This window comes from Roseateles sp. GW821-FHT09G09 (genome assembly GCF_059415965.1).
Map to the genome: position 1 here is coordinate 810,531 of NZ_JBWKOG010000001.1, position 24,170 is coordinate 834,700.

Annotated in this window: 22 protein-coding genes; 11 read left to right on the top strand and 11 right to left on the bottom strand. The window is 67.9% G+C overall.

Annotated elements, in window-relative coordinates:
* The first annotated feature begins 61 nt into the window (after nt 1–61).
* The 5 genes from AC07O8_RS03530 to AC07O8_RS03550 all read left to right on the top strand — a co-directional run bounded on the left by AC07O8_RS03530 (nt 62) and on the right by AC07O8_RS03550 (nt 5,947).
* Nucleotides 62–2,164: a sensor histidine kinase gene (locus AC07O8_RS03530; protein ID WP_495046711.1), complete on the top strand. Its 2,103-nt coding sequence runs from the start codon at nt 62–64 to the stop codon at nt 2,162–2,164.
* 115 nt (nt 2,165–2,279) lie between these two features.
* Nucleotides 2,280–3,953 (top strand): long-chain-fatty-acid--CoA ligase, encoded by a 1,674-nt coding sequence (locus AC07O8_RS03535; protein WP_495046712.1) that lies wholly within the window; start codon nt 2,280–2,282, stop codon nt 3,951–3,953.
* Nucleotides 3,954–4,040: 87 nt separating this feature from the next.
* Nucleotides 4,041–4,589 carry a hypothetical protein gene (locus AC07O8_RS03540; RefSeq protein ID WP_495046713.1) on the top strand — a complete coding sequence of 183 codons (549 nt, stop codon included), beginning with the start codon at nt 4,041–4,043 and terminating at the stop codon, nt 4,587–4,589.
* Nucleotides 4,590–4,642: 53 nt separating this feature from the next.
* On the top strand, nt 4,643–5,200 hold the full coding sequence (locus AC07O8_RS03545; protein WP_495046714.1) for an NADPH-dependent FMN reductase: 558 nt from the start codon (nt 4,643–4,645) through the stop codon (nt 5,198–5,200).
* 3 nt (nt 5,201–5,203) lie between these two features.
* Nucleotides 5,204–5,947 (top strand): 16S rRNA (uracil(1498)-N(3))-methyltransferase, encoded by a 744-nt coding sequence (locus AC07O8_RS03550; RefSeq protein WP_495046715.1) that lies wholly within the window; start codon nt 5,204–5,206, stop codon nt 5,945–5,947.
* A gap of 21 nt (nt 5,948–5,968) precedes the next feature.
* On the opposite strand, the gene AC07O8_RS03555 is transcribed toward AC07O8_RS03550, so the two are convergent.
* The 9 genes from AC07O8_RS03555 to AC07O8_RS03595 form a co-directional block, all read right to left on the bottom strand.
* Nucleotides 5,969–6,274 (bottom strand): type II toxin-antitoxin system RelE/ParE family toxin, encoded by a 306-nt coding sequence (locus tag AC07O8_RS03555; RefSeq protein WP_495046716.1) that lies wholly within the window; start codon nt 6,272–6,274, stop codon nt 5,969–5,971.
* A complete protein-coding gene (locus AC07O8_RS03560) occupies nt 6,271–6,534 on the bottom strand; it encodes a type II toxin-antitoxin system ParD family antitoxin (protein WP_082938904.1) in 264 nt (87 codons plus the stop codon). The genes AC07O8_RS03555 and AC07O8_RS03560 overlap by 4 nt, the downstream gene beginning before the upstream one ends.
* A 68-nt stretch (nt 6,535–6,602) precedes the next feature.
* Entirely contained in the window at nt 6,603–7,889 is a 1,287-nt protein-coding gene (locus tag AC07O8_RS03565) for a THUMP domain-containing class I SAM-dependent RNA methyltransferase (protein WP_495046717.1), read from the bottom strand.
* Nucleotides 7,890–8,032: 143 nt separating this feature from the next.
* Entirely contained in the window at nt 8,033–9,556 is a 1,524-nt protein-coding gene (locus tag AC07O8_RS03570) for an RNA polymerase factor sigma-54 (RefSeq protein ID WP_495046718.1), read from the bottom strand.
* 15 nt (nt 9,557–9,571) lie between these two features.
* Nucleotides 9,572–10,339 carry an LPS export ABC transporter ATP-binding protein gene (lptB, locus tag AC07O8_RS03575; protein WP_495046719.1) on the bottom strand — a complete coding sequence of 256 codons (768 nt, stop codon included), beginning with the start codon at nt 10,337–10,339 and terminating at the stop codon, nt 9,572–9,574.
* Nucleotides 10,336–10,959, bottom strand: coding sequence for a lipopolysaccharide transport periplasmic protein LptA (gene lptA / locus AC07O8_RS03580; RefSeq protein ID WP_297532901.1), 624 nt, complete (start codon nt 10,957–10,959; stop codon nt 10,336–10,338). Before lptA ends, lptB begins: the two co-directional genes overlap by 4 nt.
* A 253-nt stretch (nt 10,960–11,212) precedes the next feature.
* Nucleotides 11,213–12,907 (bottom strand): ABC transporter ATP-binding protein, encoded by a 1,695-nt coding sequence (locus AC07O8_RS03585; RefSeq protein ID WP_495046720.1) that lies wholly within the window; start codon nt 12,905–12,907, stop codon nt 11,213–11,215.
* Nucleotides 12,908–12,911: 4 nt separating this feature from the next.
* Complete coding sequence (locus AC07O8_RS03590; protein WP_495046721.1) at nt 12,912–13,964, bottom strand: ABC transporter permease; 1,053 nt, start codon at nt 13,962–13,964, stop codon at nt 12,912–12,914.
* Complete coding sequence (locus AC07O8_RS03595; protein ID WP_331614610.1) at nt 13,961–14,899, bottom strand: ABC transporter permease; 939 nt, start codon at nt 14,897–14,899, stop codon at nt 13,961–13,963. Before AC07O8_RS03595 ends, AC07O8_RS03590 begins: the two co-directional genes overlap by 4 nt.
* 400 nt (nt 14,900–15,299) lie before the next feature.
* On the opposite strand from AC07O8_RS03595, the gene AC07O8_RS03600 reads away from it, so the two are divergent.
* The 4 genes from AC07O8_RS03600 to AC07O8_RS03615 all read left to right on the top strand — a co-directional run bounded on the left by AC07O8_RS03600 (nt 15,300) and on the right by AC07O8_RS03615 (nt 21,702).
* Nucleotides 15,300–17,063 carry an ABC transporter substrate-binding protein gene (locus tag AC07O8_RS03600; protein ID WP_495046722.1) on the top strand — a complete coding sequence of 588 codons (1,764 nt, stop codon included), beginning with the start codon at nt 15,300–15,302 and terminating at the stop codon, nt 17,061–17,063.
* Between the two features lie 12 nt (nt 17,064–17,075).
* Entirely contained in the window at nt 17,076–18,953 is a 1,878-nt protein-coding gene (locus AC07O8_RS03605) for an ABC transporter substrate-binding protein (RefSeq protein WP_495046723.1), read from the top strand.
* Between the two features lie 158 nt (nt 18,954–19,111).
* Nucleotides 19,112–19,321: a hypothetical protein gene (locus tag AC07O8_RS03610; RefSeq protein ID WP_495046724.1), complete on the top strand. Its 210-nt coding sequence runs from the start codon at nt 19,112–19,114 to the stop codon at nt 19,319–19,321.
* Nucleotides 19,322–19,572: 251 nt separating this feature from the next.
* Complete coding sequence (locus AC07O8_RS03615) at nt 19,573–21,702, top strand: acetoacetate--CoA ligase (RefSeq protein ID WP_495046725.1); 2,130 nt, start codon at nt 19,573–19,575, stop codon at nt 21,700–21,702.
* Between the two features lie 33 nt (nt 21,703–21,735).
* Here AC07O8_RS03615 and AC07O8_RS03620 read toward each other — a convergent pair whose 3' ends face one another.
* Together AC07O8_RS03620 and AC07O8_RS03625 are read right to left on the bottom strand one after the other, a co-directional pair.
* Nucleotides 21,736–22,167, bottom strand: a complete 432-nt coding sequence (locus tag AC07O8_RS03620) for a hypothetical protein (protein ID WP_495046726.1) — start codon at nt 22,165–22,167, stop codon at nt 21,736–21,738.
* 32 nt (nt 22,168–22,199) lie between these two features.
* The gene (locus AC07O8_RS03625; RefSeq protein ID WP_495046727.1) at nt 22,200–22,664 is read right to left on the bottom strand and encodes a hypothetical protein; all 465 of its coding nucleotides are present in this window, start codon (nt 22,662–22,664) and stop codon (nt 22,200–22,202) included.
* Nucleotides 22,665–22,895: 231 nt separating this feature from the next.
* Between AC07O8_RS03625 and AC07O8_RS03630 the strand changes: the two genes are divergently transcribed.
* Entirely contained in the window at nt 22,896–23,258 is a 363-nt protein-coding gene (locus AC07O8_RS03630) for a hypothetical protein (protein WP_495046728.1), read from the top strand.
* 236 nt (nt 23,259–23,494) lie between these two features.
* Nucleotides 23,495–24,160: a PEP-CTERM sorting domain-containing protein gene (locus AC07O8_RS03635; protein WP_495046729.1), complete on the top strand. Its 666-nt coding sequence runs from the start codon at nt 23,495–23,497 to the stop codon at nt 24,158–24,160.
* Nucleotides 24,161–24,170: the final 10 nt, after the last annotated feature.

The following is a 24,170-nucleotide window of genomic DNA, read 5'->3' on the forward strand; positions in this document are numbered from 1 at the left end:
GGCCGGCCGTTCCCTTTCCTGTGCGGCGTTTGGGGGCGACGTGGCGGTATTCACCCGATCGATGGAGGTCCGTCCAGCAACGACGACGGTGTCGATCCGGCGGCTCGTGCTGCTGGTGGCACTGCCGTTGCTGGTGCTCTGGGCCGTCCATCTGTTCTCGCAGCACTACGGCACCGCGATGCCGGCGCAGGTGCTGCGTCTGACCGAAGCGCGCCTGCTCCCGGGCGATGCGCGCGATCCCGCGCAGATCCGCGGCGCGCTGCCCGAGGCGCCGGCCCACCTGCTGCCCGAGCTGCGCGTGCCGGCCGGTCCGATCCCGCCGGAGGCCGCCGCGTCGGCCGTCGTGTCCCGACCGTTGAACCCGACGGCCACGCCGACGCCGATGCCCTCGACGATCCCCACCACGCCCGCCTTGCCCCTCGCGCCGGGACACGTGGTGGCGCTGCCGGTGCAGATCCACGAGACCGACGCGCCCGGCCCGCTCTGGTTCGCGCTCGACTTCCGGCTGGACCGGGCCGCCGAAGCGCCGTACTGGCTCGTGATCCAGCATCGTCCCGCCGCGACGGTCTATCTGGACGGCCAGTTGATCGCGACCTCCAGCCCGGGCAGCGGCTACGCGGCCGAGGACGAGGACGACCTCGCGCAACGCGGCCTGCTGCTCGCCGGACGCCGCCTGCAGGTCAGCATTCCGCCCGCGATGCTGCCCGCCGGCGAGCATCGGCTCACCCTGCGCCTGTCGCGACCGGGCTTCGAGGGCGCCGGGCTGTCCGCGCCGCTGCTGGGGCCGTCCGTGCAGATCCGCACGCTGCAGGAAGGTCGTCGCTTCTGGCAGATGGTCCGTGTGACGACGGCGCTCGCCGGCATCGTGATCGGCGCGTTCATGCTGATGGTCTGGCTCGCCCTGCGCCAGGAGTGGCTGTACGGCGTCACCGGCCTGTTCTGCCTTTGCACGGCGCTGCTGCTGTCGCCCTACCTGCTCAACGGCGCGCTCTTCCCGGCGCCCTGGTGGCGCGTGACGCTCGATCTGGCCGACGTGCTCTCGAAGGCGGGACTGCTGTTCCTCGTCGCGCGGCTGTCGGGCATCGCGGCGCGCTGGCCGGAGAAGATGGCCGTGGCCTACCTGGTGCTCGGCACTGTGATCGACGGCGCCGCCGCCTTCCTGGGCTGGAGCTGGACCGATTTCCATCACCCCTGGCCCTGGTGGGCGCTCGGCAGCCGTGCCGGGGTGCTGGCGGCGGCCGCGCTGCTCGCGGCCCGCGCCGCGCTCGCGACGGAGCGGCGCACCCCCCTCGTCGGCGCCTGCGCGGTGGCCCTGTCGGCCTGGGTCTGGCTCTACGTGAGCTGGTTCGCCCTCGTGCTCACCCGGCAGATGAGCGTGGTCGACATCAACGTCGTCGGCCATGCGGTCCTGATCGCGATCGCGGGCGTGGCCTTGCAACGCCGCTTCGTCGGCTCGCTGCGCGACGAGGCGATGGCGCGCACCCGGCTCGAGCAGGCGCTCGACGCCCGGACCCGCGAGCTGCAGGACCGCTGGGAAGATCTGCAGGACAGCGAACGTCAGCGCACCGCCGCGCAGGAACGCGAGCGCCTGCTGCAGGAGATGCATGACGGCCTGGGCTCGCAGCTCGTGACCGCGCGGCTGTGCGCGGAGCGCGGCGTGCCGCCGCAATCGCTGGTGGGCCAGCTCGACGAATGCATCCGCGAGATGCGGCTGACGGTCGATGCGCTCGCCGTCACGGACGGCGACCTCACGCTGCTGCTCGCCAACCTGCGGCACCGGATGGCGCCGCGCCTGCAGGACGCCGGGCTCGAGCTCGACTGGCAGCTCACCGACGTCCCGCTGCTGCCGACGCTGCGCGGCACCGGCGGCCGCGAGCTGATCCGCATCGTGCAGGAGGCGCTCAGCAACGTCATCCACCACGCCGGCGCCACGCGGGTCCGCTTCTCGACGCGCGTGGACGAGGCGCGGGGCCAGGTCTTGCTCTCCATCGTCGACAACGGCCGCGGCATGGCGGCCGACCTGCGCCAGGGCAACGGCCTGCGCGGCATGCGCCGTCGCGCCGAGCGGATCTCGGCCGAGATCGACTGGCGTGCGCCCGAGGAGGCGCCCCTCGAAGGCGGCACCGAACTGCAACTGCGGCTGCCGCTGCGCGTCGGCAATTGAGCTTCTCCCGGCGCGTTCTGGAGTCATCTCTCCACTTTGTGCGGTCTATCGAATCCCCTGATGGGGCGTCGATGGCGATCGGCGAGAATCCGCGCCGTACCTTGGAGACAGAACAATGGAGAAGAACTGGCTGAAGCACTATCCGGCGGGCGTGCCTGCCGAGATCGATGCGGACGTCTATCCCTCGCTCGTCGAGCTGATGGAAGCGGCGTTCAAGCAGTTCCCGGAGCGCCCCGCGTACAAGATGCTGGGCCGTTCGATCAGCTTCGCGCAGATCGACGAGGCCTCGCGCGCGCTGGCCGCGTACCTGCAGGGCCTGGGGCTGGAGAAGGGCGATCGCGTCGCCATCATGATGCCCAACGTGCCGCAGTACCCGGTCGCCGTCGCGGCCGTGCTGCGCGCCGGCTTCGTCGTCGTGAACGTCAATCCGCTGTATACGCCGCGCGAGCTCGAGCACCAGCTCAAGGACGCCGGCGCGAAGGCGATCGTCATCATCGAGAACTTCGCCGCCACGCTGCAGCAGGTGCTGGCGAACGTGCCGACGAAGCACATCGTCCTGGCGGCGATGGGCGACATGCTCGGCTTCGCCAAGGGCATGGTCGTCAACTACGTCGTGCGCAAGGTCAAGAAGCTGGTGCCGGCCTTCGAGCTGCCGTCGGCGGTGCGCTTCAACGACGCGGTCTCGAAGGGTCGCGGGCAGAGCTACAAGCGGCCGACGGTCGGCCCCAACGACATCGCGGTGCTGCAGTACACCGGCGGCACGACGGGGGTCTCCAAGGGCGCCGTGCTGCTGCATCGCAACCTGGTGGCCAACACGCTGCAGTGCGAGGCCTGGTACCAGCCCGCGCTGAAGAAGAAGCCCGCCGATGAACAGCTGATGAGCGTCTGCGCGCTGCCGCTGTATCACATCTTCGGTTTCACCACCAACCTGATGCTGTCGATGCGCGTCGGCGGCTGCAACGTGCTGATCCCCAATCCGCGCGACCTGCCGGCGGTGTTCAAGGAACTCAGCCACCACAAGATCCACAGCCTGCCCGCGGTGAACACGCTCTTCATGGCGATGGCCAACCACGCGCAGTTCAACACGGTGGACTGGAGCGGGCTGGTGATCTCGGTCGGCGGCGGCATGGCCGTGCAGCAGGCGACGGCGCGGCTGTGGCTGGAGAAGACCGGCTGCCCGATCGTCGAAGGCTACGGGCTGTCGGAGACCTCGCCGGTCGCCTGCTGCAACCCGACGGACAGCACGGCCTACACCGGCTCGATCGGCCTGCCGCTGTCCGGCACCGAGGTGACGCTGCTCGACGACGACGGCAACGAGGTGCCGGCCGGCAACCCCGGCGAGATCGCGATCCGCGGTCCGCAGGTGATGGCGGGCTACTGGCAGCGGCCGGACGAGACGGCCAAGGTCATGACCGCCGACGGCTACTTCCGCACCGGCGACATCGGCACGGTGGACGAGCGCGGCTTCTTCCGCATCGTCGACCGCAAGAAGGACATGATCCTGGTGAGCGGCTTCAACGTCTATCCGAACGAGATCGAGGACGTGCTGACGCAGATGCCCGGCGTGGCCGAGTGCGCCGCGGTCGGCGTGCCCGACGAGAAGGCCGGCGAGGCGGTGAAGGTCGTGATCGTGCGTCGCAATCCGGCGTTGACCGAAGCCGACGTGAAGGCCTTCTGCGAAGCCAACCTGACCGGCTACAAGCGCCCGCGCATCATCGAGTTCCGGACCGAACTGCCTAAAACGCCGGTCGGCAAGGTGCTGCGCCGTGAATTGCGCGACAAGAAGTAGCAGTCGGTAGCAGTTTGAGGGATTGCACTTGGGCGAAAACCGCCCTTGACAACCTAAAGTTCGCCCTCCTGAGGAGGAGGCAAGGCCGTGCTCGAAGAACGCTACGAAAAGACAGAGGCCGGGAGGGCGGAAATCAAGGTGCGTACGCTGGTGCAGGCGCGCGTGGCCCGCAACCTGTTGCTGGTGATCGACGCCAGCAAGACCGGCGGTGAATGGGTGGGGGTGGTGCAGGGCGCCGCGCCCACCGATCTCGAACTGCTGGTGCAGCATCAACTCGTGAAGGTGACCGCCGGCGCGCCGCTGTCGCGGCCGATGGGCCCGGCATCGATCGCCACCCCGATGGGATCGGGCGCGCCGTCGTCGCGGATGAGCGGCGCTTCGGCCTCGCGCCCTGCGCCGTCGCGGCTGGCGGGGGCGCCGACCTCGTCGCTGCCGTACCAGGAGCTGTACGCGGCGCTGAGCGCCTTCGCCAAGCAGCAGGGATTGCTGAAGGGCTACAAGATCGCGCTGGAGGTCGAGCAGTGCGCCGACATGAACCAGCTGCAGACGCTGGCGCTGGACATCATCGACCGCGTGCGGGCCGCCAAGGGCGACGCCGCGGCGCACGAACTGCGTGCGACACTGGGGTTCAACTGACCCGGACCGCCTGACTTCCTGGAGGCGGTCCTTCCATTGTTGGGAGCCCCTCCATGTCCACGTCCTACCGCGTCGCGGTGCTGGTCGGCAGCCTGCGCAAGGCGTCGTTCAACCGCAAGCTGGCCCTCGCGCTGGCCCACATCGCCCCGGCTGAGCTGAAGCTCGAGATCGTCGAGATCGGCGCGCTGCCCTTCTACAACGAAGACGACGCGGCCGATCCGCCGGCGGCGTGGGTGGACTTCCGCAAGGCGGTGAAGTCCGCGGACGCGGTGCTGTTCGTGAGCCCCGAATACAACCGGTCGATCCCCGGCGTGCTGAAGAACGCGCTGGACGTGGGATCGCGGCCCTACGGGCAGAGCGCCTTCGACGGCAAGCCGGCGGCGGTGATCACGCTGTCGCCGGGCGCGCTGGGCGGCTTCGGCGCGAACCACCACCTGCGCCAGGTGCTGGCCTGTTTGAACACGCCGCTGCTGCCGTCGCCGGAGGTCTACCTCGGCGGCGCGGCCGACATGTTCAAGGACGACGGCAGCTTCGCGAAGCCGGAGACGGAAGCCTTCCTGCGCAAGGTCCTGACGACCTTCGCCGCCTGGGTGGGCAAGCACAAGGGGTGAACGTTGGCGGCGAGGTTGTTTGTCGAGCAGCCGCTGGGTGCGGCGGGGCTCGAAACTGAATGGGCGCTGCCCGCCGGGGCGGCGCGCCATGTGCAGGTGCTGCGGCTGCAGCCGGGGGACGAGGTCACCTTGTTCGACGGCAGCGGGGACGAGTGGACCGCGGCGGTCACGGCGATGGGGCGCAGCGAAGTCCGCGTCGCGCTGAAGGCGCGTCAGGCGGTGGATCGCGAGCTCAAGCGCGCGGTGACGCTGGCCGTCGTGATGCCGGCCAACGATCGCATGGACGGCATCGTCGAGAAGGCTTGCGAGCTCGGCGCGGTGGCGATCCAGCCGCTGATGAGCGAGCGCTCCGTGCTGCGCCTCAACGGCGACCGCGCGGACAAGAAGCGCGCGCACTGGCAAGGCGTCGCGATCGCGGCGGCCGAGCAGTGTGGTCGCGCTAAGCCCTTGCAGGTCGCGCCAGTGAAGACGCTGGCGTCGTGGCTTGCCGAGCTCCCCGCCGATGCCGACGAGCAGCGTTGGCTGCTGAGCCCCGTGGCCGCGCGGCCGCTGTCGGCACTGACATCGTCATCGAGCGATGCGCAGCGCATCACCGTCCTCAGCGGCCCGGAAGGCGGGCTCAGCGACGCCGAAGAGCAGTCCGCCCGCTCACGCGGATTCAGCGCCGCGAAGCTCGGTCCCAGGATCCTGCGGGCCGATACCGCGCCGCTCGCTGTCCTCGGCTGGCTGGCTCTCAGCGAGGCCTGAGAGCCTGTTCGGGCCGCCTGGTCACTCCCACGCGGCGAGAAACGCAACGTTGTCCCGCGATGTATGGAGGACGTGGAGCACGTCGACGGTGTCCAATTCTTCGAACACGCGATAGATGATTTGATAGTTGCCGTGGATCCGACGGCGGAGTCCTGAGCGGGCGTAGCGGGCAATCACCGGGAACGATTCGCCCATATGGGCCAGCTCCTCGATCTTCTCGAGCAGCTCGCGGACGAAGCTACTAGCCCGTCGCTGGTTCTGCGCGGCGATGTACTTGCGTATCGACAGGAGATCCGACTGCGCCTCCACGTGGAGGCACACCTTCATGCCTTGAAGTCGCCTTCAGGGTCGAGGCCGGCGAGGATGGTCTTTCGAGCGTCCTCGAAGGGGATGTACTGATCGCGTGGTGACGCCAGCCGACGCGCGAGCTCGTCATCCAACGCGCGCAACTTCGCTTCGCGCCAGCCCTTCAGTTCCTCACTCTCGCGCAGCACCTGCGTGCGCGACGAATACTTTCCGCTCTCGATCAGATTCAGCACGATGGCCTCCAGTTCGGGTCCCAGATCTGCGTGAATCATCTCGGTCATTGCCTCGAAAAGAAATCGCATCGACGGGGGAGGCGCATCCCCACCAAGGGGGCCCACCTTCAGCGGAGTTACTCGTCGGAGTCAGTGGTCCCTGCGTTCTGCTTGCGGGCCGAGCCGGCGACGAGGTCGAACTTGAAGAGCCGGCATTCGATGGGTCCGTTCCACATCGGGATGCGGCGCGACTCCTTGAGTCGCATCTTGCTCGGCAACTTCATTTCCGGGCATAGCAGCCACGCGGTCCATCCCGCCGGATGCTGCGTGTACGCACGCTTCCAATGCGCCGAGAGACGCGGGAAGAAGTCATCGCCCGCATCGCGCTCTTCGGACAGCGCGACGCCGTCCATGCGCTGCGTGCCGGCCTTGCCGCGGACCTCGATCCGCTCGCCGTAAGGCGGGTTCAGCATCAGCGTGCCGGGCAAGTCGTCGGGCAGTGCCGGCGCGGGACGTTCGAGCGCATCACCACCGTTGAACTGGATGTACTGCGCCACGCCGGCACGCTCCGCGTTGCGTCGCGCGAAGTCGACCATCCGGAACGACACATCGCTCGCGAAGATGGGCACTGCGGACGGACGTTCTGCCGCGCGGGCTTCTTCCTTGATCGCGCGCCAGGCCGGCAGCAACGACTGGAAGGGTTTCAGCTTCTCGAACGCGAAGCGGCGCTGGATGCCCGGTGCGATGTTGCAGGCGATGGTCGCGGCCTCGACCGGGATCGTGCCCGAGCCGCAGCACGGATCGTGCAGCGCGCCCCCCGCGTCGCGCGTGCCTTTCCAGCCCGCCGCGGCCAGCATCGCCGCCGCCAGCGTCTCCTTCAGCGGTGCATCGCCCTTGTCCTCGCGCCAGCCGCGCTTGAACAGCGATTCGCCCGAGCTGTCGACGTAGACCGTCGCCAAGTCTTCGGTCAGGTGCAGCTGCAGCGGCAGGTCCGGCCAGCGCGTGTCCACGCTGGGCCGCTCGCCGGTGGCGTCGCGGAGGATGTCGCAGACGGCGTCCTTCACCCGCAGCGTCGCGAAGTTCAGGCTGTGCAGCGGCGAGCGCTGCGCCGTCGTATCGACGCGCAGCGTCTGCTGCGGTGTGATCCAGCGTGTCCAGTCGACAGTGCGCGCGATCGCGTAGATGTCGTCCTCATGGCGGTACTCCTCGCGCGCGACCTCGATCAGCACGCGCTGCGTGAGCCGGCTGTGCAGGTTGAGGCGCATCACCGCCGCGAGCGTGCCGTACAGGCCGACACCGCCGCGGAAGGCCTTCGGGCCCTGCAGGCAATCCTCCGGGCCGAGGATGTCGCGCACCTCCGCCTCCAGCCAGTCTTCGACGCCGGCGGCGCAGGGCAGGAACAGGTGATAGGCGGAATCGGACATCGTGCGTGCAGCGTGAATCGGGCGCCGGAGCGCCCGGGAGGATCAAGCAGCAGATTGTCCCACCGACGCCGACCCTGCTTGACTCCCTCTCCCGCTCGCGGGAGAGGGCGGGGGTGAGGGCCAGCAGCGGTGACAGTACGACGTCAGCGCGACTTGCGCAGATTCGCCGGCGCGAGCTTGAGCGCCTCGCGATACTTCGCGACAGTGCGTCGCGCCACGGTGATGCCCTGCTCGCCGAGCATCGTCGACAGCTGGCTGTCGGACAGCGGGCTGGTGGTGTTCTCGGCCGCGATGAACTGCTTGATCAACGCCCGCACCGCGGTGCTCGACGCATTCCCGCCGGCCTCGGTCGACAGGCTCGATCCGAAGAAATACTTCAGTTCGAAGGTCCCCCACGGCGTCGCCATGTACTTGGCGGTCGTGACGCGCGAGATCGTCGATTCATGCAAGCCCAGCTCATCCGCGATCTCCCGCAGCACCAGCGGCTTCATCGCCAGTTCGCCATGCGTGAAGAAGCCGCGCTGCCGCTCGACGATCGCCTCGCTGACGCGCTGGATCGTGTCGAAGCGCTGCTGGATGTTCTTGATGAACCAGCGCGCCTCCTGCAGCTGCCCGCCCAGCGGCGAGTTGCTGACGCCGCCCCGCGTGGCGCGCAGCGCCTGCGCATAGAGCTCGTTGATGCGCAGCTTGGGCAGCACGTCCGGATTGATGGAGACGCGGAAGTTGCGTCCCGCCTTCTGCACGATCACGTCCGGGATGACGGGCCGGTTCTCGCTGCGCGCGTAGCGGCGACCGGGCTTGGGCTCCAGGCCCGCGATCAGCGACTGCGCGTCGCGCAGCAGCTCCTCGTCCGAGCCGGTGAGCGACATCAGCCGACGCCAGTCGCGCTTGGCGAGCAGGTCCAGATGCCGACGGCAGACGACGACCGCCAGCGCCTGCTCGGGCGAGCGCGGCAGCGTGCGCAGCTGCAGCTCCAGGCATTCGCCGAGGTCGCGCGCGCCGACGCCGGCCGGCTCCATCGACTGCAGCCACTTGAGCGCGACCTTGAAACGGTCGAGCAGGTCTTCGCGCTGCTCCAGGTCCGCGTCCTCGCCGAGGATCGCGGCGACCAGCTCGTCGAGCGGATCCTCGAGGTAGCCGTCCTCATTGAGCGATTCGATCAACGCCAGCAGCGCCGCGCGGTCGACCGCGCTCAGGTTCATCCCCGGAATCTGCCCACGCAGCACGTCCTGCAGCGATTCATCGGGCGCCTCGGTCTCGGGGCGCTCGTCGTCATCGCCGGAGGACGACGACGCGCTCCCGGGCGTCTCCCGGATGCCGTCGAAGTCGTCGCGCTCGGTGCCGTTCTCCCAGTCGTCGCGCTCGGTGGTGCCGAACTCCTCGGCCCGCATCTCCTCACCGGCCGGGGTGTCCCCGGCGGGCGCGTCCGACTCGGTCTGCGCGACGCGCTCCTCGCGTTCCTCGCGCTCGGTCAGGCGCTCCTGCGTGGCGGTCGGCAGCGGGGCGTCGAATTCCTCGTCGGTCTCCAGCAGCGGGTTCGTCGCGAGCATCTGCTCCACCTCCTGGTGGAGCTCCAACGTCGACAGCTGCAACAGACGGATGGACTGCTGCAGCTGAGGCGTCAGCGCAAGATGCTGGGACAGGCGAACCTGTAGCGTCGGCCTCATGTCGACTCCCGGCCCTTACATCTTGAAGTGTTCGCCGAGGTAGACCCTGCGCACGTCCTGATGCTCGACGATGTGCTGGGGCGTGCCTTCGGCGAGCACCGCCCCTTCGCTGATGATGTAGGCGCGGTCGCAGATGCCCAGCGTCTCGCGTACGTTGTGGTCGGTGATCAGCACGCCGATGCCGCGCTGCTTCAGGAAACGGATGATCCGCTGGATCTCCAGCACCGCGATCGGATCGACGCCGGCGAAGGGCTCGTCCAGCAGGATGAAGCGCGGCTGCGTGGCCAACGCGCGGGCGATCTCGACGCGGCGGCGCTCGCCGCCGGACAGCGCCGGCGCGGGCGTGTCGCGCAGCTTCTCGATCGAGAGCTCGTTGAGCAGCTTGTCCAGCTCCGCGTCGATGCGCGACGAGGGCCAGGCCTTGCCCTTGTCGTCGAGCTGCAGCTCGAGCACGGCGCGGATGTTCTCCTCGACGTTGAGCTTGCGGAAGATCGACGCTTCCTGCGGCAGGTAGCTCAGCCCCATGCGCGCGCGCTGGTGGATGGGCAGGGTCTGCACCGGCTGGCCGTCGATCTGGATCTCGCCGGCATCGGCGCGCACCAGGCCCACGATCATGTAGAAACTGGTCGTCTTGCCGGCGCCGTTCGGGCCCAGCAGGCCGATCACCTCGCCGCTGTGCAGGTCGAGGTGGACGTCCTTGACCACCTTCCTGACGCCGTAAGACTTCTGCAGCCCCCAGGCCTGGAGGCGGCTCCGGGAGGGATTCGTGCGGGCGTCCGTCATTGCTGGGGCGACTGGCGAGGCGTCAGGTTGATGCTGGGGCGCAAGGGCAGCGGGGCGCTGCTGGCCGGCGGCGGTTCGCTCGCGGTGTTGCGCGGCATCAGCACGACACGGCCGCGACCGCTGGGGTGCGGCGAACCGGCGCCGGTCTCGACGATCAGGCGCTCGGTGCGGTTGTCGTAGTTCAAGGTGGCGCCGGACAGCGCCTGCTTGAGCTGGTCGCCCTGCATCACCCGCGCCTCGGCATTGCCGACCAGGCGGACAGTCTCGGTGCGGGTGTCGTATTCGATCTGGTCGGCGCGGCCTTCGATGCGCTCGCCGGGGTTGTCCCGGTCCTGGCGGAAGTGCACCTGCTTGGCGGAGGTGCCGTTGGCGTAGGCCTGGTAGTAGCCGTCGCTGGTCTCCTGGACGTCCATCCGGTCAGCCCGCAGCTCCATCGAGCCCTTGGTCATGATCACGTTGCCGTTGAACTCGGACCGCTGCTTGACCTTGTCGATCGCGCCTTCACGGTCGAAGACCAGGTTCAGCGGCTTCGCATGATCGTCCTTGGCGGCCTGCGCCAAAGGCGCGGCCAAGGCCAGCGCGAGCGCGGTCGACAACAGCAAGGGGCGGCGAAGCGACATGGAGGATCCTGACGGCACAAAACTTGCTGGCCATTCTAGCCATCGCTTGACGCAGCAGCAGGCGGTCGCCCCGCGTGAGCGAGGGGCCTAGTCTTCGCGCTTGTGGAAAGTTCAGTTTTGGTGCACCGGGGAAGCGGGGGACCGAGCAGGAGCACCCGACTGGGGCCCCTTTTCTCCATGTCCCCCCTTCGGCTGCCTCCCGGCAGCCGAATTCCCTCCTAATACTTCCGAAAAGGGGCCCCAGTCGGGCGGCTCAGGCCACGCTCGCTGTGGGCTCCGTACCTTGGTATCCGCGCGGCACCGCGCCCAGCAGTCGCTTCGTGTACTCCTGCTTGGGTGCCGCCAGCAACGCGCGAGCATCCGCCTGCTCGACGACGTCACCGTGCTGCATGACCAGCACCTCGTCGGAGATGAACTTCACCACGGCCAGGTCATGGCTGATGAAGATGTAGCTCAGTCCGAATTCGTCCTGCAGATCCTTCAGCAGGTTGAGCACCTGGGCCTGGACCGAGACGTCCAGCGCCGAGACAGCCTCGTCCAGCACCAGCACCTCCGGCTGCAGCGTCAGGCAGCGCGCGATCGCGATGCGCTGGCGTTGGCCGCCGGAGAACTCGTGCGGATACTTGTGCAGCGCCGATTCGTCCAGGCCGACCTTCTTCAGCAGCGCGCTGGCCGTGGCGATGCGCTCGTCATGGCTCTTGCCGATGCCGTGGATCTCCATCGGCTCCAGCAGCGTCTGCGAGATCGTGAAGCGCGGGTTCAACGAGGCATACGGGTTCTGGAAGACGACCTGGATGCGGCGGCGCATCTTCTGCCAGTCCGGCCCGTTCATCTTGAGCAGGTCCTGGCCTTCGAAGAGCACCTGGCCGCCGGTGGGCTCGTGCAGCCGCAGCAGCGTCAGGCCCATCGTCGTCTTGCCGGAGCCGGACTCGCCCACCACGCCGAGCGTGTGGCCCTTGCGCAGCTGGAAGTCGACACCCTTGACGGCCTTGAACTCGGTCTTGCTGAACAGGCCCGACTTGAAGAAGAAGCTCTTCTTCAGCCCCTTGACCTCGAGGATCACCGGCGCGGCCGGATCCTTGGCCTTGCCCGTGCCCTCGGACACCAGACGGCCGGCGATGTGGTCGTCGATGACCATCAGGCGCGCCGGGTTCTCCGTCAGCGACGGGCGGCACGCCAGCAGGGCCTTCGTGTACGCGTCCTGCGGGTGGTGGAAGATGTCCGCCACCGGCGCCTTCTCGCGGATCTCGCCATGGCGCATGACGACGACCTGGTCGGCGATCTCGCCCACCACGCCGAGGTCGTGCGAGATGAACAGCATGCTCATCTTGTGCGATTCCTTGAGCCGCGCGAGCAGCTCCATGACCTGGCGCTGGATGGTGACGTCGAGCGCCGTGGTCGGCTCGTCGGCGATCAGCAGCTTGGGGCTGCAGGCCAGCGCGACCGCGATCATCACGCGCTGCTGCTGGCCGCCGGACATCTCGTGCGGATAACTCTTCAGACGCCGCTTCGGATCGGGGATGCCGACCTCGTTGAGCAGTTCCTCGGCGCGCACCAGGGCCTGGCGCCGGGTCATGCCCAGGTGCTTGATCAGCGGCTCCATGATCTGGTCCGCGACCGGGAACACCGGGTTCAGCGAACTCATCGGATCCTGGAACACGCAGGCGATCTCGCGCCCGCGCACCGACTGCAGCTCGCGCAGCGAGGTCTTCAGCAGGTCGCGGCCCTGGAACAGGATCGCGCCGCTGCGCTCGGCGTTGTCGGGCAGCAGGTTGAGGATGGACATGGCCGTCACGCTCTTGCCCGAGCCCGACTCGCCCACCAGCGCCACCGTGCCGTTCTCGGGGATGTCGAAGCTGACGCCCTTGACGGCCAGCTGGCGCTGCATGACGCCGTCGACCTTGCCCATGCGGAAGGCGACCTTCAGGTCTTGAATGCTCAACAGCATGGCGTTACTCCAGACCGCGCAGTTTGGGATCGAGCGCGTCGCGCAGCGCATCCGTGAAGAGGGCGAAGGCGGTGACGAACACCGCCATGAAGCCGGTCACCGCGGCCAGCTGCCACCAGTAGCCCAGGATCAGCTCGCTCTGCGCCTCGGCCAGCATCGTGCCCCAGGAGACCTGGTCCACGCTGACGCCCAGGCCCAGGTAGGACAGGATGACCTCGCTCTTGATGAAGCCCACCACGTGCAGCGAGAGCTGCACCAGCGCCACGTGCGAGACGTTGGGCAGGATGTGCTTGAACATGCGCGAGCGCTTGCTCGCGCCGATGGCCTCGGCGCTGCGCACGTATTCGCGCACCGAGTGCTTCATGAACTCGGCGCGGACCAGGCGGTAGATGCCGGTCCAGCCCGCCAGGCCCAGGATCATCACCACCGGCAGCACGCCGCGGCCGAAGACCACCGCGAAGGCGAAGATCAGCAGGATGTTGGGCATCGCCGTGAAGACGTTGTAGACCCACTCCAGGAAGTCGCCGACCTTGCCGCCGTAGAAGCCCGACAGCGCGCCCAACACGGTGCCGATGAGCGTCGCCACCAGGGCGGCCAGCACGCCGACCATGATGGAGATCTCGGCGCCCTTGACCGCCTTGGCCAGCACGTCGCGACCCAGGCGGTCGCCGCCGAAGGGCAGGGTCTCGGCGCGCGGCGACTCGTCGGTCTTGTACTGCTTGGCCTTCTCGGTCCACTCGGCGTACTTGGGCGCGAGCGGATCGATGTCGCTGAGGTCGACGTTCGGACCCTTGGGCTGCGCGATGGCGCCGGCGCTCTCGGCCGGCGCGGGACCGACGAAGGTCGGCGGCGCGTTGGGCACGCCGGTCTCCTTCTGCCAGTCGCGGGCCACCAGGCCCAGGCCGGCGGCCACCACCAGCAGCAGCGACAGCGCGACGACGACCATCGCGAACATGCCGAGCTTGTCGGCCTTCAGGCGCCGCCACGAGGCGTACCAGACGCCGCGCGAGCGTTGCGGCTTCGCGGCCGCGGTGGGATTGGGCAGCACTGCGCTCATTTGAGGACCACCCGCGGATCGACGAGCTTGTAGAGAAGGTCGGTGATCAGGTTGACCACCATCGTCAGCGCCGCGATGTAGATCGCGAAGGCCTGGATGACCGGATAGTCGTTGCGGTTGACCGCCAGCAGGATCTCGCGGCCCAGGCCCGGGATCGAGAAGAACACCTCCAGCAGGAAGGAGCCGACGAACACGCCGGGCAGCGCCACGGAGATGTTGGTCATGATCGGGATCATCGCGTTGCGCAGCACGTGCTTGAGCAGGATGGTCTTCTCGGTCAGGCCCTTGGCACGCGCGGTGCGCACGTACTCATGGCCGATCTCGTCGAGGAAGAAGGTGCGGTAGAGCCGCGTGTACGGCGACAGCGCGACGGCGACCGCGACGAGCACCGGCAGCGGCGCGTAGGTCGTCAGGTTGGTCCACAGCGAGTCGCTCCAGCCCTGCACCGGGAACCAGCCCAGCCGGAACGCGAAGAAGTACTGCGCCACGATCACGTAGACCAGCAGCGAGATCGACACCGCGACCGTCGTGAGGATCATGACCGCGCGGTCGGTGAGGCTGCCGCGCATGTAGGCGACGGCCAGCGCGAACGGGATCGCCAGGATCACCTCAAGCACCAGGATCGGCAGCATCACCGTCAGCGTGGCCGGCATGCGCGTGGCGAAGAGGTTGGACACCGACTCGTTGGTCGCCCAGCTCTTGCCCCAGTCGAAGGTGACGATCTGCTGCAGGAAGATCCACAGCTGTTCCCACACCGGCTTGTTCAGTCCGAGCTGATCGCGGATGGCCTCGATCTGGTCCTGGCTGGCGTTCAGGCCGCCCAGCACTTCGGCGGGATCGCCGCCGAACCATTTGAAGAGGAAGAACACCAGCAGCACGACACCCAGCAAGGTGGGGATCATTTGCCACAGGCGCCTGATGAGATAGGCCGCCATACGCGCGGGACTCCAAGCAAGCGCCGCCGAGCCCGATGTCGAACCCGGCGACCGATAAAGACAAACCCCGGACGCTTGTGACGGCCGGGGCCTGCAGGTGAAAAACCACGCGCGAGTCTACGTGAGCGCCTACTGCACCCGCACCGGCATTTGCCCTGAATCCATCGAAGAAAACTGATGAAGCACGCTCGTGGAAGCAGGGTGTTCATCCGCAATGCGCCCCTGCCGAACTGGTCGTCGAAGGTCTCGGGGTTGTTGGCATGGCGGGCGCGGACATCGCCCACTAGACTGACGCGCTTTCGGATTCGAGGACGGCATCTTGATGCGACGCGGCTTGGCCGGGACGGGGTTCCTGGCGCTCTTACTTTCGGCATCCCTCAGCGCGGTCCCCGATCGCGCCGTGGCCGCCGACGACTCCACGCCAGCCGCTCCCAAGGTGCTGCGCTACGCGATCCGCGTCGCGGAGACCGGCTTCGATCCGGCGCAGGTCACCGACCTGTACTCGCGCAACATCACTGCGGGCATCTTCGACGCGCCGCTGCGCTACAGCTACCTGGGCCGGCCCTATCGCCTCGAGCCCGCCGTCACCGACGGCATGCCCGAAGTCAGCGACGACGCGCGCCGCTTCGTGTTCAAGCTCAAGCGCGGCGTGCTGTTCAGCGACGACCCGGCGTTCAAGGGCAAGCCGCGCGAACTGGTCGCAGACGACCTGATCTACACGATCAAGCGCCACTACGACCCGCGCGTGAAGAGCGGGCACCTGTACCGTTTCGAGGGCGCGAAGATCCTGGGCCTGTCCGAGGTGCGCGCCGAGTCGCTGAAGAACAAGACGCCGTTCGACTACGACCGCCCCGTCGACGGCCTGCGCGCACTGGACCGCTACACCGTCGAGATGCGCGTGGCCAACAGCGATCCGCGCCTGCTGCTGCACTTCGCCGATCCGATGGTGGGCATCGTGGCGCGCGAGGTCGTCGAGTTCTACGGCGACCGGATCATGGAGCACCCGGTCGGCACCGGCGCATGGAAGCTCGGCGAGTGGCGCCGCTCGTCGCGCATCGTGCTGGAGAAGAATCCCAACTACCGCGACGAGCGGTATCACGAGGATCCCGCCACCGCGAAGCCGGAGCTGGCCGACGCCGTGCGCCGGCTGCAAGGCCGCAAGCTGCCGCTGATCGACCGCGTGGAGATCGCGGTCATCGAGGAAAGCCAGCCGCGCTGGCTGTCCTTCCTGCGCAAGGAGTTCGACCTGCTGGACGACCTGCCGGCGGAGTTCGCGCCGGTCGGCATGCCGCAGAACAAGCTCGCGCCCAACCTGGTGAAGGAAGGCGTGAAGGCGGTGCGCTACGAGCGCGCGGACGTCGCGATCTCCTACTTCAACATGGAGGACCCGGTCGTCGGCGGCTACACGCCAGAGAAGATCGCGCTGCGCCGCGCGATCGCGCTGGGCATCGATCTCGACCAGGAGATCCGCCTGCCGCGTCGCGGCCAGGCGATCCCGGCGCAGGGGATCATCTCGCCGGGCGTGACCGGCTACGACAAGGGCTTCAAGTCGGAGATGAGCCAGTTTGACCGCGCGCGCGCCAAGGCGCTTCTGGACCTGTACGGCTATGTCGACAAGGACGGCGACGGCTGGCGCGACCTGCCCGACGGCAGCCCGCTGGTGCTGGAATACGCGACGCAGCCTGATGGCCAGAACCGCCAACTGGCCGAGCTGTGGCAGAAGAACATGGATGCGATCAACGTGCGCATCCGCTTCAAGCTCGCGAAATGGCCCGAGAACCTGAAGTCCGCCAACGCCGGCAAGCTGCAGATGTGGGGCATGGGCTGGAGCGCGGACGTGCCCGACGGCGAGAACTTCCTCGGCCTGGGCTACGTCGGCAGCAAGGGCCAGTCCAACAAGGCGCGCTTCGACCTGCCGGAGTTCAACGCGCTGTACCGCCAGCAGCACGGCATGCCCGACGGCGCCGAGCGACTGGCCGTGATGGACAAGGCCCAGCGCCTGATGATCGCGTACATGCCCTACAAGGTCCATGTGCACCGCATCTTCACCGACATGACGCAGCCCTGGGTGATCGGCTACGACAAGAACCTGTACCAGCGCGATTTCTATTCGTTCGTCGACATCGACACCGACGCGTTGGCCAAGGCCCATCTGAAGAAGTGAACTGACGCCGTGATGCCTCGCGCCCGATTCCTCTCTTCGATCCTGCGCGGGGCCGTCCTCGCCTCTGCCCTGGCGGGGGCCGGCCTGAACGGCGTGACTGCCGCGCCGGCCGCGCCCGCCGCGCCCGCCGCGCCCAGCACTGCGGCCGCCGAACCCAAGGTCCTGCGCTACGCCTTCCGCGTCGCGGAGACCGGCTTCGATCCCGCGAAGATCACCGACCTCTACTCGCGGATGATCACGCCCCACATGTTCGAGGGGCTCTACACCTACGACCAGCTGGCGCGCCCCGCGCGCATGAAGCCGCTGACCGCGGCGGCGATGCCGGCGTTCTCCGACGACTACAAGGTCTGGACGGTGACGCTGCGTCCGGGCATCCATTTCGCCGACGATCCCGCCTTCAAGGGCAAGGCGCGCGAGCTGACCGCCGAGGACTACGTCTATTCGTTCAAGCGCTTCGCCGATCCGGCGGTGGCGTCGCCGGCCTGGAGCGAGGTCGAGGAGCTCGAGCTGGTCGGCCTCAACGAGTATCACGACCAGGTCCGCAAGTCCGGCAAGCCCTTCGACTACGACAAGCCCATCGAGGGCCTGCGTGCGCTGGACCGCTACACGCTGCAATTCAAGTCGAAGGAGACGCGGCCGCGCCTGATGGAGGTCTTCGCGCAGGGCGACCTGTACGGCGCCGTCGCGCGCGAGGTGATCGAGGCCTACCCGGGCGATTCGATGGCGCATCCGGTGGGCACGGGGCCCTTCGTGCTCAAGCACTGGCGGCGCAGCTCGCTGATCGTCCTGGAGCGCAACCCGGGTTACCGCGAGCGCTTCTACGACCAGGAAGTGGATCCCGCGGCCGACGACGCCGAAGGCCAGGCGCTGAAGCTCCGCTTCAAGGGCCGGCGCCTGCCGATGATCGACCGCGTGGAGATCGGCGTCATCGAGGAGAACCAGCCGCGCTGGTTGTCCTTCCTGAACGGCGAGTACGACTTCATCGAGCGCACGCCCGAGGACTTCATCACCCAGGCCATGCCCAACGGCAGGATCGCGCCCAACCTCGAGAAGCAGGGCAAGCACGCGTACCGGACCGTCGCGTCGGACGTGTTGTTCACCGTGTTCAACATGGAGGATCCGGTGGTCGGCGGCTACACGCCGGAGAAGATCGCGCTGCGCCGCGCGGTCTCGCTGGCCATCGATGTCCAGCGTGAACTGACGCTGGTCCGACGCGGCCAGGCCGTGCAGGCCCAGTCGCTCTACATGCCGGGAACCACCGGCTACGACGCGGCGTTCAAGAGCGACATGAGCAGCTTCGATCCGGCGCGTGCGAAGGCCTTGCTGGACCTCTACGGCTACGTCGACAAGGATGGGGACGGTTGGCGCGACAAACCCGATGGCAGTCCGCTGGTGCTGGAGAGCCTGACGACGCCCGAGCAGTTCCAGCGCCAGATCGACGAGATCGTGCAGAAGAACCTCAACGCCGTGGGGCTGCGCATCGTGTTCAAGCCGGCGAAGTGGCCGGAGAACCTCAAGTCGCTGCGCGCCGGCAAGTACCAGATCTGGTCGCTGGCGACCTCCGCGTCCAAGCCTGATGGGCAGGACTCGCTGGCGCGGATGTACAGCGGCCAGATCGGCGCGCAGAACTACGCGCGCTTCCGGCTGCCGGCCGTCGACAAGCTCTACGACGAGGCCTCGCACCTGCCCGACGGACCGGCGCGCATGAAGCTCTTCGACGAGACCAAGCGTTATGCGACCGCGTACATGCCCTACAAGTACCGCGGCCACCGCTTCATCACCGACATCGCCCAGCCGCAGCTGATCGGCTACCGCCGGCCGCAGTTCTGGCAGAACTGGTGGGAGTACGTGGACATCGATCCCGATGCCGCCGCAAAGTTCAAGCACTAGGGCCGACACCGCGCCTTCCTCGTCGCGGAGACCGGCTTCGATCCGGCGCAGTTGAGCGACCTGTCTTCGCGCATCATCACGGCCCACATCGTCCCGCGGCCGGCGGGCAGAACCTGGGCCGCTTCAAGCTCGAGCGCTACGACGAGATCTACCGTCGCATGATGGTGCTGCCCGACGGCCCCGAACGCGCAGAGCTGCTGCGCGAGGCGCAGAAGCTGCTGACCGCCTACATGCCGCAGAAGTTCCGCGTGCACCGCATCGTCACCGACATCGCGCAGCCGTGGCTGGTCGGCTACCGGCGGCCGTTCTTCAACCAGATCTTCTGGCCTTACGTCGACATCGAGACCGACAAGCTGCCGAAGCGCTGAGGTCTGCAGCACTGCCACCGCCGCTGCCCTCACCCCCGCGCTCTCCCGCAAGCGGGAGAGGGGGCAAGAGGAGCCGGCGCTGCGAGCAGAACCGGTCGGACTCCCTCTCCCGCTTGCGGGAGAGGGCAGGGGTGAGGGCCAGCGGCCGTCGCAGTAAGAAGGCGCGAGCCCGGCCGACCGGGCCGGTCACGCGCGTGACGGCGGGCCAGAGGGATCTCGGCTACCGTCAGAGACTCGACAAGGAGTCCCGCATGCCCCCGACGCCGCAGATCGACCACTACCGCCGTTTCCTGCACGAGCAGCGAGGCCTGGTCTTCGACGACTACGCGTCGCTGTGGGGCTGGTCGGTGACCGAGCTGGACGCGTTCTGGCGCAGCATCTGGGACCACTTCGACCTGCGCTCGGAGACGCCCTTCGAGACGGCGCTCTGCGAGGAGCGCATGCCCGGCGCGGTCTGGTTCCGAGGCGCGACGCTGAACATCGCGGCGCAGGCCTTGCGACATGTCGACGCGGCGGAGGCCGCCGGCCACCCGGCGATCGTCCACGCGAACGAGGCGATGCTCGCGCGCGGCGAGCTCGGCGAGATGCGCTGGCCCGAACTGCAACGCCAGGTCGGCGCGCTCGCGGCCTCGATGCACGACCTCGGCGTGCGGCGCGGCGATCGCGTCGCTGCCTACCTGCCCAACGTGCCGGCCACGGCGGTGGCCTTCTTCGCCGTCGCCAGCCTGGGCGCGGTGTGGTCGGTGTGCTCGCCGGACATGGGACCGGTGGCGGTGCTGGACCGCTTCCGCCAGATCGAACCCAAGTTGCTGATCGCCGCCGACGGCGTGCGCTACGCGGGGCAGGACATCGATCGCACGGCGATGCTGGGGCAGTTGCTCGATGAACTGCCGACGGTGACGGACGTGGTGCTGCTCGGGAATCTCGATCCCCAGGCCGATCCTTCGCCGCTGGCCCGATCTGCTGTCGTGGACTCGGCAACGGCAACGGCAACGGGAACGGCAACGGGAACGGGAACGGCAACGGCAACGGCAACGGGATCGAGCGCGGAGGGAACTGCGAGGACCAAGCGCGGCGCCCATCGCTGGGACACGCTGATCGCCAATCCGCGTTCGCACGCGCCGGAGGCCGTGCCCTTCGACCACCCGCTGTGGATCGTCTATTCGAGCGGCACGACGGGCCTGCCCAAGCCGATCGTGCACGGCCACGGCGGCGTGCTGCTGGAGATGCTCAAGGGCTCGATCCACAACAACGTCGGCGCGACGGCGGAGACGGGCGACCGCTTCCACTGGTACAGCTCGACGGGCTGGATCATGTGGAACTGCCAGGTCGGCGCGCTGATGGGCGGCACGACGATCTGCCTGTTCGACGGGAGTCCCGCCGGACCGAAGGACGCGCCGGACTGGAGCACCTTGTGGCGCTTCGTGGCGCTGTCCGGCGCGACCTTCTTCGGCGCCGGCGCGGCGTTCTACGCGAGCTGCCTGAAGGCCGGCGTCGAGCCCATGAAGCACGGCGACCTGAGCCGCCTTCGCGCGATCGGCAGCACCGGCAGTCCGCTGGCGGACGAGAGCTACGACTGGATCTGGGCCAACTGCCCGACGCCGGAAGGCCGGCCGATCTGGATCTGCATCATCAGCGGCGGCACGGACTTCGCCGGGGCCTTCCTCACGGGGCTGATCACCGAGCCGCTGGTGCGCGGCCAGATGCAGGTGCGGAGTCTGGGTGCGGCGGTGCACGCGTTCTCGGAGGTGGATGCGGACGGGCAGGGCCGAGCGCTGATCGACGAGGTCGGCGAGCTGGTCTGTACGCGGCCGATGCCGTCGATGCCGCTGTACTTCTGGGGCGACGACGGCAACGAGCGCTACCTGTCGAGCTACTTCGACATGTACCGCGGGCCGAACGGCGAGGGCCTCTGGCGCCACGGCGACTGGCTGCGCGTGACGCCCTCAGGCGGTGGGATCATCTACGGGCGCTCGGACGCGACGATCAACCGCCACGGGATCCGCATGGGCACGTCGGAGCTGTACCGCGCGGTGGAGACCCACCCGGAGGTGCTGGACAGCCTGGTCGTGGACCTGGAGTACCTCGGAAGGCCGAGCTGCCTGCTGCTGTTCGTGCAGCTCCGGGACGGCCTGCCGCTGGACGAGGCGCTGCAGCTGCGCTTGAAGACCTCGATCAAGAAGGCGCTGTCGGCGCGCCATGTGCCCGACGAGATCCATCAGGTCGAGGCCATCCCGCGCACGCTGTCGGGCAAGAAGATGGAGCTGCCGATCAAGAAGCTGCTGCTCGGCGCCGCGGCGGAGCAGGTGATGAAGCGCGATGCGATGGCGAATGCGGAGGCGGTGGCGTGGTATCAGCGGTTCGCAGAAGGGCGCACGTGATTTCTGAAGGTCGACGGAAGATGCGACGACCTGTCACGGCTTCGTGCGGCCAGGGGCTGCGACGAATCCTTCGCCGCGATCATGGCGGTCACATCGGTCGATCACCTCGGCGGCCAACTTCAGTTGCTCCGAAAGGACCCGGCTTGGCAGCTGTTGTTTCACCTTGTAGTCTGCCAAGACTCGATTCTCTCGCTGGATGTCGAGGCGCTCGCCGATATGGCGAGAGCAGTCCGCGGCGGGTTCATCGCACCTTTCATGAGGATGTCGGAGGCGGGCGATCAGGGCTTCGTGGCTGCCGCGCAGGCCGTGATCTTCGCCAGCGAGCGGGAGCTTCTTCTCCCAGTCAAAACATCGGTGGTAGGCGGCATAGTAGGCACGACTGATGGCCGCCCTGCGTTTGACCTCCATTGGGCTTTCCGCAAGTTCTCGGGCAAGTCGCAGCAGCTCTTTGCTGTTGATCGGCATGACGGAATTCCCTCCATGGGGCGCTTCTGGAGTCAGCGGCGTGGGCCGCGCTCCCTGAGGTTGATGTGAAGCGGCAGATCGAGCAGATCTTGACTGGCCAACATGGAGTGGAAACGTTCATTCCACGTGTTGGCATCCTCCTGATCCAGATCCAGGTGGATCACGTAGGAAATAGAGGCAACGTTCTGGAAGCGCATGACATGGAGCCAGGGGTTTCCGCACAGGCGCAGTTCATGCAATTGAACGAATCGCGCAGTGGCCTTGAGCTTCGACAGCAGCGCCTGCGGAGACACTTGACGGACTTCGAGGATGTCTTGGATGTCCCGAGTTGCCAGCGACCAGTCGCGTTCCTCATGGTCGGCCTCGAGGTCCGACGGAGACGCCGTGCCAAAGATCGAAGGCGGATGCTGCAACGCTTCTGCCAGCTTCTGTATCGTGCAGATCGGCTTGCTTTTCGCGGTGTGTTTGAAGCCTTGCGCGGCCAGATCCATTGCCATCTTCGTTCTCCGTGATCACGGGTCCCATGACCCGGCTGCACGCAGTTTCGATAAGCAAGGGCTTCTTGTCTTTCCTCCAAAATGCGGACCCGATGGGGGAACTGATCCAGGGAGGTCAGTCCCCCTGTTCATACTGATCAGGGCCATTGGCAGGACGCGCCTTCCGCCGAGTGGGGGAGGTCCGACGGCGGGCCGCTACAGTCGATCTCTTCGACCTCGACACCGACACCCGTGACCCTGAAACGCACCTTGATCGCCCTGGCCTTGCTGTCGCTGCTCAGCGGCTGCGTGTCGGGGTACCGCGAGCTTCATCATGTCCGGTTGGGGATGATCGAGATCCCGCTGACCTTCGCCTCCATGGTGGTGGTCTATGCCTGGTACCGGCGCGACTCCATTCAGAGGCGTTTCTTCGGCGGCACGCTGATGGGCGGCGGCATTCTGGGCGCGACCTTGCTGGTGGTGCCGATCTACCTGTACTGCAGCCGCCCGGAGGGCGAGCGCGTGCGGCCGATCATGACCTTCCTCGGCTTGATGCTGCTGTCCATGGTGATCTCCGTGATCGGCGGGTTGCCGTTCGTGATGATGGCGTCATAGCGCGACAGCGTTACATGACACCTTCGCGTCGCTCCCGCGACGCGCCCCCGCTTCCAGGGACGGCGGTCCCGTGGGCAAGTTCCGGGCCTGTCGATGACACCGACCGTTCACCGGTCTGTCACCCGAGCCTCTGAACATCCGCCCGTCCCTCCGCGACCGCGCCGTCAAGACCTGACCCCTTCAGATCGACGCGCGGTCGCGGCGCTTCCCGTCCGCCCGACCTCCCTGGAGTCCCCATGCGCAAGCCCTTCGCCCGCACCCTGTCCCGTGCCCTCACCCATGCGGCCACCCGCGTGGTCACCCGCGCCTGCCTGCCGCTGGCCCTGGCCATCGCCGCACCGTTCGCGTCCGCCACCGTCGTCACCTTCGACGACCTGACCGACGACGGCGTCGTCCCCGTCCACTACGCCGGCCTCGACTGGTCCGCCAGCTCCTGGTTCCAGTACGCCGGCGAGCAGGCGCCGTACACGCCGCATTCCGGCGACCGCCGCGCCACGCTCGGCTTCGACGGCAGCAGCGCCACCAGCACCATCGGCTTCCTCTCGCCCAGCACCTTCCAGGGCGCCTGGTTCGCCGGCTTCGACGGCGTCAACGTCGCCATCGACCTGTACTTCGGCGGCGCGCTCGTCGCGTCGACCTCGCTGCTCAACCTCAGCGACAGCCCGGCGTTCCTCGGCAGCGGCTACACCGGCCTCGTCGACCGCCTCGTCTTCCGCAGCAACGATCCCGCCTTCTTCGTCATGGACGACCTGACCTTCGCATCCGCCGTGCCGGAACCCGCCTCGGGCGCGCTCGCGCTGGGCGGCCTCGCCGTGGCCGCGCTGGTGATCCGTCGCCGCAAGTCCTCGCAGCACGCGAGTGCCGCCAACAGCGCCGCCGCCAACGCCACCGCCACCGCCTGAGGAGCCCGCC

Coding starts and splice junctions, on each gene's coding strand:
- AC07O8_RS03530 (WP_495046711.1), top strand. CDS start 62: ATGGAGGTCCGTCCAGCAACGACGACGGTGTCGATCCGGCGGCTCGTG.
- AC07O8_RS03535 (WP_495046712.1), top strand. CDS start 2,280: ATGGAGAAGAACTGGCTGAAGCACTATCCGGCGGGCGTGCCTGCCGAG.
- AC07O8_RS03545 (WP_495046714.1), top strand. CDS start 4,643: ATGTCCACGTCCTACCGCGTCGCGGTGCTGGTCGGCAGCCTGCGCAAG.
- AC07O8_RS03555 (WP_495046716.1), bottom strand. CDS start 6,274: ATGAAGGTGTGCCTCCACGTGGAGGCGCAGTCGGATCTCCTGTCGATA.
- AC07O8_RS03560 (WP_082938904.1), bottom strand. CDS start 6,534: ATGACCGAGATGATTCACGCAGATCTGGGACCCGAACTGGAGGCCATC.
- AC07O8_RS03565 (WP_495046717.1), bottom strand. CDS start 7,889: ATGTCCGATTCCGCCTATCACCTGTTCCTGCCCTGCGCCGCCGGCGTC.
- AC07O8_RS03570 (WP_495046718.1), bottom strand. CDS start 9,556: ATGAGGCCGACGCTACAGGTTCGCCTGTCCCAGCATCTTGCGCTGACG.
- lptB (WP_495046719.1), bottom strand. CDS start 10,339: ATGACGGACGCCCGCACGAATCCCTCCCGGAGCCGCCTCCAGGCCTGG.
- lptA (WP_297532901.1), bottom strand. CDS start 10,959: ATGTCGCTTCGCCGCCCCTTGCTGTTGTCGACCGCGCTCGCGCTGGCC.
- AC07O8_RS03585 (WP_495046720.1), bottom strand. CDS start 12,907: ATGCTGTTGAGCATTCAAGACCTGAAGGTCGCCTTCCGCATGGGCAAG.
- AC07O8_RS03590 (WP_495046721.1), bottom strand. CDS start 13,964: ATGAGCGCAGTGCTGCCCAATCCCACCGCGGCCGCGAAGCCGCAACGC.
- AC07O8_RS03595 (WP_331614610.1), bottom strand. CDS start 14,899: ATGGCGGCCTATCTCATCAGGCGCCTGTGGCAAATGATCCCCACCTTG.
- AC07O8_RS03605 (WP_495046723.1), top strand. CDS start 17,076: ATGCCTCGCGCCCGATTCCTCTCTTCGATCCTGCGCGGGGCCGTCCTC.
- AC07O8_RS03610 (WP_495046724.1), top strand. CDS start 19,112: ATGATGGTGCTGCCCGACGGCCCCGAACGCGCAGAGCTGCTGCGCGAG.
- AC07O8_RS03615 (WP_495046725.1), top strand. CDS start 19,573: ATGCCCCCGACGCCGCAGATCGACCACTACCGCCGTTTCCTGCACGAG.
- AC07O8_RS03620 (WP_495046726.1), bottom strand. CDS start 22,167: ATGCCGATCAACAGCAAAGAGCTGCTGCGACTTGCCCGAGAACTTGCG.
- AC07O8_RS03625 (WP_495046727.1), bottom strand. CDS start 22,664: ATGGCAATGGATCTGGCCGCGCAAGGCTTCAAACACACCGCGAAAAGC.
- AC07O8_RS03635 (WP_495046729.1), top strand. CDS start 23,495: ATGCGCAAGCCCTTCGCCCGCACCCTGTCCCGTGCCCTCACCCATGCG.